Origin of the sequence: Streptomyces africanus (assembly GCF_030816955.1) — a bacterium.
Classification (GTDB): domain Bacteria; phylum Actinomycetota; class Actinomycetes; order Streptomycetales; family Streptomycetaceae; genus Streptomyces; species Streptomyces africanus.
Genome location: NZ_JAUSYP010000001.1, coordinates 7105821 through 7118904 on the forward strand (window position 1 = coordinate 7105821; position 13084 = coordinate 7118904).

General features: G+C 72.0%; 10 protein-coding genes and 2 pseudogenes. 3 read left to right on the plus strand and 9 right to left on the minus strand.

The window, feature by feature from the left end:
• Positions 1-451: 451 nt before the first annotated feature.
• A pseudogene (locus QF034_RS32690) lies at positions 452-829 on the plus strand (isocitrate lyase/phosphoenolpyruvate mutase family protein); the annotation flags it as partial.
• Between the two features lie 9 nt (positions 830-838).
• Here QF034_RS32690 and QF034_RS32695 read toward each other — a convergent pair.
• The 4 genes from QF034_RS32695 to sigJ form a co-directional block, all read right to left on the minus strand.
• Positions 839-1807, minus strand: a complete 969-nt coding sequence (locus QF034_RS32695) for a phosphotransferase enzyme family protein (RefSeq protein ID WP_307178295.1) — start codon at positions 1805-1807, stop codon at positions 839-841.
• On the minus strand, positions 1800-2390 hold the full coding sequence (locus tag QF034_RS32700) for a TetR/AcrR family transcriptional regulator (protein ID WP_307178296.1): 591 nt from the start codon (positions 2388-2390) through the stop codon (positions 1800-1802). Before QF034_RS32700 ends, QF034_RS32695 begins: the two co-directional genes overlap by 8 nt.
• A gap of 22 nt (positions 2391-2412) precedes the next feature.
• On the minus strand, positions 2413-3732 hold the full coding sequence (locus tag QF034_RS32705) for a jacalin-like lectin (RefSeq protein WP_307178297.1): 1320 nt from the start codon (positions 3730-3732) through the stop codon (positions 2413-2415).
• 123 nt (positions 3733-3855) lie between these two features.
• On the minus strand, positions 3856-4770 hold the full coding sequence (gene sigJ / locus QF034_RS32710) for an RNA polymerase sigma factor SigJ (RefSeq protein WP_307178298.1): 915 nt from the start codon (positions 4768-4770) through the stop codon (positions 3856-3858).
• Between the two features lie 103 nt (positions 4771-4873).
• Between sigJ and QF034_RS32715 the strand changes: the two genes are divergently transcribed.
• A complete protein-coding gene (locus QF034_RS32715; protein WP_307178299.1) occupies positions 4874-5251 on the plus strand; it encodes a hypothetical protein in 378 nt (125 codons plus the stop codon).
• A gap of 12 nt (positions 5252-5263) precedes the next feature.
• Here QF034_RS32715 and QF034_RS32720 read toward each other — a convergent pair whose 3' ends face one another.
• Complete coding sequence (locus tag QF034_RS32720; RefSeq protein WP_307178300.1) at positions 5264-6031, minus strand: hypothetical protein; 768 nt, start codon at positions 6029-6031, stop codon at positions 5264-5266.
• A 185-nt stretch (positions 6032-6216) separates the two neighbouring features.
• On the opposite strand from QF034_RS32720, the pseudogene QF034_RS32725 reads away from it, so the two are divergent.
• Positions 6217-7555 (plus strand): annotated as a pseudogene (locus QF034_RS32725) (MFS transporter).
• Here the strand turns inward: QF034_RS32725 and QF034_RS32730 are convergent.
• From QF034_RS32730 to QF034_RS32745, 4 genes are all read right to left on the minus strand, one after another.
• On the minus strand, positions 7469-8275 hold the full coding sequence (locus QF034_RS32730; RefSeq protein WP_307178301.1) for an ABC transporter permease: 807 nt from the start codon (positions 8273-8275) through the stop codon (positions 7469-7471). The pseudogene QF034_RS32725 and the gene QF034_RS32730 overlap by 87 nt on opposite strands.
• Position 8276: 1 nt before the next feature.
• Positions 8277-9080 (minus strand): ABC-2 family transporter protein, encoded by an 804-nt coding sequence (locus QF034_RS32735; RefSeq protein WP_307178302.1) that lies wholly within the window; start codon positions 9078-9080, stop codon positions 8277-8279.
• A gap of 1 nt (position 9081) precedes the next feature.
• Complete coding sequence (locus QF034_RS32740; RefSeq protein WP_307178303.1) at positions 9082-10077, minus strand: ABC transporter ATP-binding protein; 996 nt, start codon at positions 10075-10077, stop codon at positions 9082-9084.
• A gap of 139 nt (positions 10078-10216) precedes the next feature.
• Entirely contained in the window at positions 10217-13084 is a 2868-nt protein-coding gene (locus QF034_RS32745) for a glycoside hydrolase family 2 TIM barrel-domain containing protein (RefSeq protein ID WP_307178304.1), read from the minus strand.

The window sequence follows — 13084 nt, forward strand, 5'->3', positions numbered from 1 at the left end:
GGGCCCTGGCCGGGCAGGGGTTGGTAGCTGCTCGCAGGCGAGTGTGCAGGAGGTCGAGTTAGCTCGATCGTGTGATGGTCGGCTCGCTGGCTTGCGCCACTCTGGGCCGACCGGGTTAACGTGATCGTGCGATCTGGGACGTCGGGTACGGCGCCGGCGTGCGGGGCCCCCGCTCCACCAGAGGATGGTTCGGGGCCTCCCCGTCGCCACTGGCCGTACCCACCGGACCAGGTCGCGCAGGGAACTGGCCTCCCAGGATCGGACCACGCACAGGATGCGTGTCGCCGCCCTGGGGTCGAGTACGCCGGGGACCAGTGCGCCCAAGACCGTTCGGGGCGTGCGGCTGATCAGACTCACTCCTGCTCAGTCTTCAGGAACGGTTCCGGGCGATCGGGACGACGAGCCTGGGCGTCGCCGCCGCGGGACTGCCCGACGGCGCGGCGGCGACCCGCCCGGCCTCTTCGTCAACGCCCGCACCGACACCCACTGGCTCGGCGACGGCGACGCCACGGACACGTTCGCCCGGCTCGACGCCTACCAGGAGGCGGGCGCGGACGGCGTGTTCGTCCCGGGCCTCACCGACCTGCGGCAGATCACCGCCCTGGTGCGCCACACGCACGCACCCCTCAACATCCTCTACTCACCGGCCGGCCCCGCCGTCTCCCACCTCGCCGACGCCGGCGTACGCCGGATCAGCCTCGGCTCGCTGCTGTACCGGCGGGCGCTGGGCGCGGCCCTGGAGGCGGTGGCGGAGATCCGGGCCGGCCGGACCCCGGCGGGGCCGACACCGTCGTACGAGGAGGTGGCCCGACAGGTCGCACCGCGGTAGGCCGCCGCGTCAGGTGTCGAGCGCGGCGACCAGCAGCGACACGGCAGCGAGGTCCGGCAGGCTCCCCAGGCAGGTGACGACCTGCCGGCCCGCGAACTCGCGCTGCGCCGCGGTCACCGCCGGATCGACGGCGCACTCGGCCTGCACACGGATGTAGTTCAGGTCCGTGGCGAAGAGCATCGAGAACGACTCCGGGCCGGTGACCCGGGCCCCGCCCCCGGCCTCGCGGTAGGCCCGGGCCAGCCGCCGGGCGGCCGCGATGTCCACCTCGCCCCGGCCCGACCACACGTACAGGGCGCGCGCGAACTCCCGTTCCGCCGAGACCGGCCCGGCGTTGTCCCAGTCGAGGAGGACCGGCCCGCCGGGACCGACCAGGACGTTCTGGGGCTGCAGGTCTAGGTGCGAGGTCACGAGGCCGCCGGGGTCCGACGGCGTCACCCAGTACGCCAGCCGGGGCGCGGACGTGGCGACGAACCGGCCCAGCTCCTGCGACCACGGCAGGCGGGCGTCCCGCACCTTCTTGAGGACGTCCTCCCAGTCGGCGTCGTCGGGGCACCGCTCGTACCAGTCGCCGGGCGTCTCGGCGGCGCCCTCACCGGCCCGGTGCAGCAGCGCCATGGTCCGGCCGAACCAGTCCAGGACGTCCGGGTCGGACGCGTCCGCGCGGGTGCCGTCGACCCAGTCGTACAGCTTCACGTACGACTCGCCCGGGCCGAGCCGGGAGACGTGCGCGCCCTCCCGGTTCGGGTGGAGCCGGGGCGAGGCGATGCCCAGGTCCGCCGCGGAGTCCCGGAGCGCGGCCTCGCGGCGGACCTGCGCCTCGTCGCAGCCGAAGAGCAGCTCCTTCACGGCCCAGGAGGAGCCGTTCCCGGTGAGCTTCCAGATCTGGCCCAGGGCGCCCCGCGTGACGGGCGTCATCGTCCAGGGGCCGGTGCCGAGCGAGTAGATCTCCGCTATGGAGCCGGCTGTGTCAGGCATCGGTCGTCCTCTGTTCGCGGGGCCAGTTCCGCAGCAGTACGTGCAGGGCGTCGATCGCCCGGTCCCAGGACGCCTGGACGTCCCGGGGCGCGCCGAAGGCGCCGGTGGACTCCAGGGCGCAGTAGCCGTGGAAGGTGCTGCGCAGCAGGCGCACGGCGTCGGTGAGGTCGGGTTCCTCCAGGCCGTAGGCGCGGAGCATGCCGTAGGTGACGTCGGCCGTGCGGCGCATCGCGGGGGAGTCCGTGAGGAGGTCCTGGTCGATCGGGAGCTGTGCCGCCGCGTACCGGCCGGGGTGTTCCAGGGCGTAGGCCCGGTAGGCGCCGGCGAAGGCGCCGAGCGTGTCCCGGCCGGCCTCCCGGCCCTCGACCGCCGCCGCGATCCGGTCGATCATCTCGCCGCCGGCGAGGAGGGCCAGGCGGGTGCGCAGGTCCTTCAGGTTCCGGACGTGGGTGTACAGACTCGCGTCCTTCACGCCGAAGCGGCGGGCCAGGGCGGAGAGGGTGACGTGGTCCAGGCCGGCCTCGTCGGCGAGGTCGGCCGCGGCGGCGACGAGGCGGTCGGGGGTGAGGCCGGCTCTGGGCATGAGGGAAGAGCGTAGTACGGGCTCAGCGGATCGGCGCGTAGATCACCCCCAGCTTGTCGATCTCCGTGCCCGCGCGGCCCGTGAAGCCCACGATCTGCCAGCCGGAGGGGGCCGTGAAGGTCTTCGCGTCGGACGTGGCCGTGCCGGCGGACAGGGTGCGGTTCTTGTCCGTCGTGAAGGACGCCGAGAAGATCCGGGTGCGGCCGTCCTTCTGGCCCTGTGTCAGCTTCACCGAGGTCAGGTGCTCGCCCGACGCCAGCGTCAGCGAGGCCGCCGTGCCGCCCGTGCCGCCGTGAGTGAGGGCCGTACCGCCGTCGTGGGTCAGGGACACCGCGTCCAGGCGGGTGGCGCCGCGCAGGGTGAGGCTGCGGGGGGCGGGGTTCGCCGGCAGGTCGTCCGCGTCGTTGAAGGCCGTGCCGTGCGGGCCGCCGGTGAAGTCGCTCGCGCGCAGGGACGAGTTGAGGGTGTAGGAGAAGCCGACCGTGTGCGGGAAGTGGTCGGAGAGGTGCTTGCCGTCCGAGCGGAGGAAGGCTTTCCAGTCGTTGGCGTAGCGGGTCGCGTTCAGGGTCAGCAGCTTGCTGCCGCGGTACAGGATCTTGTCCACGACCTCGCAGTCGTTCGCCGGCGCCGCCTCGTCGCAGACCAGCGCGTCACCGCCCTGGGCCGGGGGCGTGCCGCCCTTCACCAGCTTCACCCAGGCGTCCGTCAGGCCGTTCTCGGACAGCAGGGTGCGGATGTTGTCGCCGGTGCGCGTGTACCGCGTGTTCGTGTCGCCCATGACGATGACGGCGTTGCCCGCCGAGTTCGCCTGGATGAAGTCCGAGAGCTGCTCGACGTTGGCCCGGCGGGCGGCGAGCGCGTCGTCGGTCGAGTCGGCGTTGGTGTGGACGTTGTACAGGTCGACGAAGACACCCTCCGCGAGCCTGACACGGGCCAGCGAGAAGCCCTTGGGCGTCAGGCAGTTGGTGCCGGTGCAGTCCTTCCACTTCACCCGCTGGAAGTCCTCGAAGGGGTGGTCCGAGAGGGTGTTGAGCCCGTCGCCGAAGGCCGCGCCACCGCTGGTCGCCGTGCGGTACGGATGCTTGTCGTTGGCGTAGAGCGAGGCGTGGTAGTTGAAGTCCTCCTGCGCGTTCACGATGTCGTACGGCCCGAGCCGCTGCCCGATCAGCGGGGTGTTGGTCTCGGGATCGCTGTCACCGAGCCCGAGGGGCAGGCCCGCGACGTTGTACGTCAGCACGTTGAAGGAGCCGGAGTCCGCGGCGACGGCGGGTGTCGCGGAGGTCACGGTCAGTCCGGTGAGGGTCAGAGCGGCAGCGGCGAGGGTGCCGAGGAGTCGTCTCATGGTGGGGGTGTCTCCGGTCGGGGAGGCGGAGCGGGACATGAACGATGTTCAGGTTCGGTGCCAACTCAGGTGTTGCGCAAGGGACATCGGGAAAACAGTGGGAGGGGAAACGACGGACCGGGGCTACGACCACACCCACGGCCGCAGCTTCTCCGGGTTGCGGACCGCCCAGATCCGGGTGACGCGTCCGCCGGCGATGTCGAACGCGGCCACGGTCATGACGACGCCGTCCCGCTGGGCCACCAGGCCCGGCCCGCCGTTGACCGTCCGCTCCAGGAGTTCGAGCCCCGGAGCCTTGTCGGCGATGGCGACCATGTACGGGGCGATGCGCGCGCCGCCCTCGACCGGGCGCAGGACGGCGCCGGCCAGGCCGCCGCCGTCGGCGGTCATCACGGCGGCCGGGTCGAGGAGACCGACGAGGGCTGCGATGTCCTTGCTCTCCCAGGCCTCTTTGACGTGCCGCACCACGTCGGCCCGGCCGGTCGCCGGCACCGGAGCGCGCGCGGCCTCCGCCCGCCGCCGGGCGGAGGCCGCCAGCTGCTTGCAGGCGGCGGGAGTCCGGCCGAGGACGCCGGCGATCTCGGCGAACGGGTACCGGAAGACGTCGTGCAGGACGAACGCCACCCGCTCGGCGGGCGTCATCGACTCCAGGACGACGAGGAAGGCCATGGACACCGACTCGTCCAGGACGATCTGGTCGGCGGGGTCCGCGCGGCCGGTGGGGCCGGCGCCGCCCGCCTGGTCCCACTCGGTCCGGTCGGGCAGCGGCTCGGGCAGCCACGCGCCGACATAGCGTTCCCGGCGGGCCCGCGCCGAGCCGAGCAGGTCCAGGCAGATGCGGCCGGTCACCGTCGTCAGCCAGGCGCCCGGGGACAGGATCTCCTCCCGCCGGCTGCGGGGCAGCCCGTACCAGCGGGCGTAGGCATCCTGCACCGCGTCCTCGGCCTCGGTCACCGAACCGAGCAACCGGTAGGCGACATTGATCAGTCGGCGTCGCTCGCCGGCCACCCCGTCCGTGCTGCTCCCGACAGTCCCCATGCTTCCGGCCGCCCCCCTGGCCTTACCTTTCGCAGGCCCGCGTCGTCGAGTAGGTGAGACCTTATCGATCGACTGCCCGAGGGCGGACAAGGGGAACTGTGACATGGCCACTCAGGTGACGACGACGGCGGACGCACAGCGCGGCGGCTCCTCGTTCCTGCGGATCGCGATCGCCCTGCAGACCCTGACCATCTTCCTTCAGGCGGTCTCCGCCGGGCTGCTGCTGACCTCGTCCTACGGAGAGACGCTGCACAGTGCCGGAGCCCGTGTGATGTACGGGGCGTCGATGCTGTACCTGCTCGCGGCGGTGCTGGCGTGGAAGCCGGGCGGCGGCTCCGCCCGGCCCGTCTGGCACGCCTCGGGTTTCCTCGTCCTCGCCTCGGTCCAGGTCGTGCTCGGCATCGCGCACGTCCCGTCGGTCCATCTCCCTCTGGGCGTCCTGATGTTCGGTCTGAGTGTGCTGGCGCTGGCCCGGCGCTGAGGTCCTGGTGCGTCAGGGGTGACGCAGCAGTTCCAGTTCCGTGCCCCAGGCGTCGAGCACAGGATCGTGGCCGGCCCGCCGTGCCGCCTCCTCGATGCCGGCGAAGAGGGCGCGCTGGGTGGGCGGGTCGCCGTCGGCCAGGATGCGGCGGACGACCGGCAGGAGCCGGCCCGCGTCCCACCGGGGCTCGCCCAGCGGCTGCCGCTCCAGCTCCCACTGGAGGTACTTGTTGTAGGGCCGGACGCGGCGGTGCAGGGCGAAGAGCACCTCCAGCGCGTAGGGGACGGACTCGGCGGCGTCCAGGTGGCCCAGGGCGGGGCGGCCGTCGCGGTGGCTCTTCAGGGAGCGGTACGTCTGGTTGACGTACGCGTCGAGCCAGCCGTCGACAGCGGCCCGGGCCTCGGTTTCGCCCAGCGTCCGTTTCTCGTCGAGGATCCGGGCGATGGTCCCGTCGAGCCGGTCGAGCAGTACCTCGGCGTGGACGTAGGAGTAACGCGCGAAGTGGTCGGGCCGGCCGGGCATGCCACGGGTGCGGAACTCCGCCAGCGGAATGACGACGAGGTCCAGGTGGGAGGAACGGAACCAGTCCAACTCGGCGATCGGCGAGGTGTGCCGGTCCCGGAGGATCACGTGCAGGTCGTAGTCGGAGTGGACCGTCGGCATGCCCTCGTGGACCCGGGAGCCGCTGAGGACCAGCCCGGCCACGCCGGGATCGGCGGCCGCCCGTGCGGTGAAGGCGGCCAGTGTGTCCTCAGGAGTGTTACCCAAGGTGATGTGCATGGTGATGTCTCCCCGCGGAGCGTCATGGGTACGGGTAGTCGGGTTCGCGGGCCGCGGTGTCCGGGACACCGCGGGAGAGATCACTTCACGCTGCGGACGCTACCCCGTCCGCACCGCCCGCCGGTATCGTTTTTTACGCCCGCGCGGGGATGGTTGGAGGGGGGCTGGGATACGGGGGAGGCGGCGTGACGGACGGGGCGGCGCGGCGCGAGGACGCCGACGGCGAGGGCTTACCCGGCACCCGCCCCCTGTGGCGGCAGCGGGACTTCGGCATCTTCTGGGCCGCGCAGACCCTCTCCGTGCTGGGCGACTCCTTCGCGCTGATCGCCCTGCCCCTGCTCGTGCTGCAGGCCACGGGGTCGGTCGCGCGGATGGGTCTGCTGACGGCGGTGGGCGGGGCAGCGGCGGTCGTGACGGCGGTGTTCGCCGGGGCCGTGGTGGACCGGGTGGACCGGCGCCGGCTGCTCATCGTCTGCGACCTCGTGCGCATGGTCCTGTACGGGGTGATCCCGCTGGTGTGGCTGTTCGGCCCGCGGATCTGGCTGCTGTACGCGGTGCTGCCCCTGTGCGAGGCCGTGGGCATGCTGTTCGCGGTCGGCTACGTCACGGTCGTGCGCGGCCTGGTCGGCACCGGGCAACTCACCGAGGCCAACGGCCGGTTGAACGCGACCGGCCGCCGCGGCAGGGGTCCTCGGACCGCTGTGTGCCGGACTGGTCGCCGCCTGGTCGGGCCCGGCAGCGGCCGTGGGCGTGGACGCGGCCAGCTTCGGGGTGTCGGCCGCGTGCCTGTTCTTCGTACGGTTCCGCAAGCGCACCCCGGACGAGCAGACGGGCCGGCGCACCGGACTGTGGCACGACCTGCGCACCGGCGGCGTCTTCCTCTACGGCCACCCGGTGCTGCGCTCGCTCACCGCCCTGCTGTTCGTCTTCAGCTTCCTCACCCTCGGCCTCAACGACCTGGTCATCTACCACCTCAAGCACGACCTCGGCCATGACGACGGCACGGTCGGCACCGTCTTGGCGGTGGGCGCGCTGGGCACCATCACGGGTGCCCTGCTGGTGGCCCGCTTCCGCCGCCGCCTCGGCTTCGGCCCGACGTGGACCGGCTCGGTCGCGGTGTGCGGGCTGGCCTTCGCGGGGCTCGGCTGGGCCCGGGACGTGCCGGCGGTGGCGGCCCTGAGCGCCGCGTTCCTCGCCTGCGCCGGCATGGCGGGCACCTGCTCGATGTCGCTGCGCCAGGAGGTCACTCCGGAGCCCCTCCTGGGCCGCGTCACCTCCGCCTTCTGGACGCTTCAGTACGCGGCGGCACCGATCGGCGCGGCCGTCCTCACCTGGGCCGCGGAGGAACAGGGCACGACACCGGTCGCCCTGGCCGCCGGAGCGACCTGCGTCCTGCTCGCCGTGACGGCCCTGTTCACCCCGATCCGGTCCGGCCGGTCACCCGTTGACCCCGCTGTAGTGCCGCAGGCTCCACCGCCACAGCAGCCGGGATCCCAGGTACGCCAGCAGCCCGAGCAGCGGTGAGGCCGCCGCCAGCCAGTACGGCACGCCGGTGGTGTGGCCGTGGCCGGTCAGGACCGCCGCCGGGAAGTAGGCGACGAACGCGAGCGGAAGGCCGTAGGTCAGGAGGCCGCCCACGGCCTTGGGGAGGACGTTCAGCGGGTAGCTGCCGAACGTGCCGAGGAGTTCCTCCAGCCAGCGGCCCCACATGTCGGCGGCCGGGAAACGCAGGGACGCGCTGGCCACGATCGTGAACAGGGCCGCCTCCAGCAGCATGCCGCCGAGCACGGCCGCGACCAGGTACGTGATCCGGCCCGCCGTCCAGTCCAGGTCGCTGCGGGACAGCGCCCCCACCATCAGACCCGCCGCGACCGTCAGGTCCCCGATCGCGTTGGTGGGGAAGAAGGCCAGCTGGATCTGCCGGTGCACCGGCATCGGGCGCATCAGGTAGATGTCGACCCGGCCTTCCTGGATCTGCCGGCCCGCCCAGTGCATCCGCCCCAGGAACAGCACGAACAGACCGTGCGCCAGCATGCGCGTCGCCGGGATCAGCAGCACGTCCGAGCTGTCCCAGCCGCCCATCCCGGCGAACCGGGACAACAGCACCGTGGCGAACACGATCACCGACACCTGCCAGATCGCCCCGATCGCGATCATCAGCAGGAACTCGGTGCGGTACTCCATCTGCGCGCGGAAGTTGAGCGCGGTGACGCGCCACACGATCCGCAGAGCCTTCACCGACATCTCAGCCTCCCTGCGAGATCACGCGCCGGGCGGCCCGCCGCCACAGCAGCCGGGTGAACAACGCCAGCAGCACCACCCACGCGGCCTGGACGGACAGCTGGAAGGCCGCGTCGGACAGCGGGATCCGCCCCACGTACAGCGACAGCGGCACGCTCAGCGTGGCCTGGAAGGGCAGGAAGGCGCTCATCGTCACGAACCAGTCCGGGAAGAACCACAGCGGCGCGTACACCCCGGACAGCAGGTTCTGCGCGAACAGCAGGATGAGCATCGCGGCGGTGTTGCGGACCGTCCAGAAGCACAACTGGTCGAGCATGAGCATGACGTAGTACAGGACCCACTGGCCCAGCAGCATGCTCAGCGCGAACACCCCGGCCACCGCGGCCGAGCGGGGCGGCTCGACCACCCCCGCGGCCAGGCAGATCACGTAACCCGTCAGCGCCCACGCGAGGCCGTACAGCTGCTCGCCGGCGGCCCGCAGGGCGTAGTAGCGCTGCGGCGGCACGGGACGCAGGTACCAGTAGACGATGGTGCCGAAGTGCATGTGCTGGAGGACCGTGTCCCGGCCCGCGTACTGGTCCAGCTCCCGCAGCCGGGAGGCCAGGACGGCCAGCACGGCGTAGGTCACCGCCTGGTCGCGGCTCAGCCCGGCGGTCGTGCCGGTCTGCGCGTACAGGCCGCGCCACAGCGACCAGACCAGCACCACCTGAACGGCCAGGCGCAGCGCGACGGCGGTCATCCGGGGCGGGGCGTTCAGCTCGCCCAGCGGGGTGACACGGGCGGCGCGCCAGGCGTGCAGCACGGCCATGTCAGACCTCCCCGGCGTGCGCGTACGCGGCCCGCATCACGTCCTCGAGGTCCGCCTCGTCCAGGGCGATGTCCGTGACCTCGAACCGCTCGATCACGGCCTTCAGCGCCTGCTGGACGGTGGGCGCGTCCGCCCCGTCGGGGCCGAAGACGACCTGCGCGCCGCCCTGCCGCAGCAGTGTGATGCCGGGCGGCGGGACGACCTCGGCGTGCGGGTCGGCGAGCGTGGCCCGCACCTGCCAGGTCGAGCCGAACTTCCGGCGGATCTCGTCGAGGGTGCCGTCCAGGACCAGCCGGCCGTGGTTGACCAGCACCACCCGCTCGGCGAGGCGCTCGACCTCCGTCATGTCGTGCGTGGTCAGCAGGACCGTACGGCCGCGCTGCTCCACCTGGTGGCGCAGGAACTCCCGCACCTGCTCCTTGACGACCACGTCCATGCCGATCGTCGGCTCGTCGAGGAAGACCACCGGCGGGTCGTGCAGCAGGGCGGCGGCCAGATCGCTGCGCACCCGCTGGCCGAGGGAGAGATGGCGGACCCGGGTGTCCCAGAAGGACGACAGGTCCAGGATCTCGTCGAACTCCTTGAGCCGGGCGGCGTGTTCGGCCTTCGGCACCTCGTAGATGTCCCGCAGGATCGCGAACGACTCGCGCACCGGCAGGTCCCACCACAGCTGGGTGCGCTGCCCGAACACCGCGCCGATGTTACGGGCGTTGCGCTCCCGCTCCCGGTAGGGCACCACGCCCGCGACCCGGGCCTCACCGGACGTCGGCGTGAGAATGCCGGTCAGGATCTTGATGGTGGTGGACTTGCCGGCGCCGTTCGGGCCGAGCAGGGCGAGGAGTTCGCCCGGGGCCACGTCGAAGCTGATGTCGGTGACGGCGTGCTTGGCCACGCGCTCCGGGTTGACCAGTGATCTGACGGCGCCCAGGAAACCGGGGCGGCGGACGGTGGTGTGGAACGTGCGGGTCAGCCCGCGGACCTCGATGGCGACATTCAACCGACCCACCAACTCCCTCGTGGTGAAAACAGTCGCGGCCGGTCGGCTTCGAGGGCCGACCGGCCGCGGATGATGGTCCGACACTGTCGGAATGTCGATCAATAGGTCAATCGATTAATCGAGTTCTTACATCGATTTCTTACCTGGTGGTCGAGAACACGAACGCGAACTGAGCCGGCTCGGCCTTCAGGAAGTACTGCGGCAGCGGACCCGGGCCGCACGACTGCGAGCCGATGCCGTGCTGCCCGTGGTCGAGGTTGACCCACACCGTGTCGCCGGGCGTGAGGTCGGTGCGGTGCCGGGCGGCGTCCAGCTGCTCGGTGGTCCAGCGCCGCGCGGTGAACCAGAACTCCGGGTCGCCCTCGATCCGCAGACCGCCGAGCTCCACCCAGCGGACGTCGGCGCGGGCGCCGTTCTCCTGCGGGCGGACGTACGGCGTCTGCAGCCCGTCCACGGTCGACTGCCAGCGGCCCACCATGGACGCCGCCCGGGTGTCCGGGTACGCCTCGCCCGGGCCGCCGCCGAACCACTCCACGGCGTCCGCCTCCGACAGGCCGAACCGGACGCCGAGCCGGGGCAGTGGCACCGTCCAGTCGCCTTCCGGCGTCACGGACACCTCCAGCCGCAGCCGCTCGCCGTCGGACGTCCAGCGGTACACCGTGTCCAGGCCCACCTCGCGGGCGGCGGGCGCCACCCGGGTGCGGACCGTCAGCGCGTCGTCGCCGGCCTCGACCGAGACCAGGCGGTGCCGCATGCGGTGCAGGCCGAGCGTGCGCCACAGCGTCCCGTAGCGGGTGTCGGTCTGCCACTCCGCGCCGTCGTCGTTGTCGGTCGGCGCCCGCCACACGTCCAGCCGCGGGGCGCTCACCGCGACCCCGCCGATGGCCAGCAGCGCACCGGTGCGGGCGTCGAACGCGGCCGGGCCGAGGGTGAGCCGGTCCCCGTCGCGCACGGGCCGGTCGGTCGCGGGGAAGGACGGCAGCGGCCGTGCCCCCGCTGCGAACTGCCCCCAGGCCACGACATGGCCCTTCGCGGCCCACAGCGTGTCGTGCGCGAGCAGCGCCCGCACGGTCCACTGGCGTTCGCCGCCCCGGCCGTCCACGGGCGGCTCCGGCAGCTTCACCTCGGCGCTCTCGCCCGGCGCGAGCGCCGGCACCGACAGCGAACCCGACTCGACCGTCTCGCCGTCCACCTGGCACGACCACTCGAAGGCCAGCGCCGACAGGTCGGCGAAGTCCTGCTTGTTGGTGATGCGCACGATGCCGTTGGCGCCGTCGCCCTCGATGTGGACCGGCTCGATCACCTTCTTGTACTCGACGAGACCCGGCGACGGCGTCCGGTCCGGGAAGACCAGCCCGTCGCAGACGAAGTTCCCGTCGTGCAGCTCCTCGCCGAAGTCACCGCCGTAGGCGTAGCCCAGCTCGGCGTGCTGGACGCCGTGGTCGATCCACTCCCAGATGAACCCGCCCTGGAGCCGCTCGTACTTCTCGAACAGCTCCTGGTAGTCGGCGAGCCCGCCCGGGCCGTTGCCCATGGCGTGGCCGTACTCGCACTGGATGAAGGGGAGCTCACGGCGCTTGTGGGTGCCGCCGTCGAGCTTCTGCCCGATCTTGTCGACCTCGTCGTGGAAGGCGTACATCCGCGAGTACACGTCCGTGTCGCGGCAGTTCCAGTCGCCCTCGTAGTGCACGAGCCGCTCGGGGTCGCGGTCGTGGATCCACTCGGCCATCGCGGTGAGCCCGCGCCCGGTGCCGGCCTCGTTGCCCAGCGACCAGAACACGATCGACGGGTGGTTCTTGTCCCGCTCGACCATGCGCGCGGCGCGGTCCAGCAGGGCCGGGGTCCAGCGGTCGTCGTCGACCGGGTTGTCCCGCCAGTCCTGCTCGGTGAAGCCGTGGGTCTCCAGGTCGCACTCGTCGATGACCCACAGGCCGTACTCGTCGCACAGGTCGAGGAAGGCCGGGTGCGGCGGGTAGTGCGAGGTGCGCACGGCGTTGAGGTTGTGCCGCTTCATCAGCAGCACGTCCTCGCGCATGGTCTCCAGGTCGAGCGCGCGGCCCCGCTCGGGGTGCCACTCGTGCCGGTTGACGCCCTTGAAGAGGACGGCCTTGCCGTTGACCTTGACGAGCCCGTCCTCCAGGACGACCGTACGGAAACCGATCCGCAGCGGCACCCGCTCGCCCTCGGTGGCCAGCACACCGTCGTAGAGCTTCGGCGTCTCGGCCGTCCACGGCTCGACGGCCACGGTCACCGCCTCGCCGGTGGCGACATCGATACCGAGGGCCGGGACGGTCACCCGTCCGTCGACGTCGGAGTCGACGCGCAGGGTGCCCTCGCCGGTGGTGTGGTCGTACGACGCGTGCACGAAGAAGTCGCCCACACTGCCCGCCGGGCGGTGCAGCAACGTCACGTCACGGAAGATGCCCGGCAGCCACCACTGGTCCTGGTCCTCCAGGTACGACCCCGCAGACCACTGGTGGACGCGCACGGCCAGCACGTTGCCGCCCGGCTTCAGCAGGTGCCCGACCGCGAACTCGTGCGGCAGCCGGGAGCCCTTGAACTCGCCGAGCTCCGTGCCGTTCAGCCAGAGGCGGGCACAGGACTCGACGCCGTCGAACCGCAGCACCGCACCGCCGTCCGACGGCCAGTCGGAGGGCAGGTCGAAGACGCGCAGATGGTCACCGGTCGGGTTCTCCGTCGGGACGTGCGGCGGGTCCACCGGGAAGGGGTACAGGTGGTTGGTGTAGATCGGGGACCCGAACGCCCCGTCACCCTGCAGGACCCAGTGCCCGGGGACCGTGACCTCGGCCCAGTCCCCGGCCTCGTAGCCCTCCTCGGCGAACGAGTCGTCCTCGGCGTCGATGGTCGCCGACAGCCGGAAACGCCAGCTGCCGTTCAGCGACAGGGACTGCGCGTCCGAGGACGCGTACCAGGCGCGGGGCGGCAGGGCCCCGCTGCCCGGGGAGACGTCCTCGACGTAGTCGACGGAGGTGGTGCGGAAAGACAT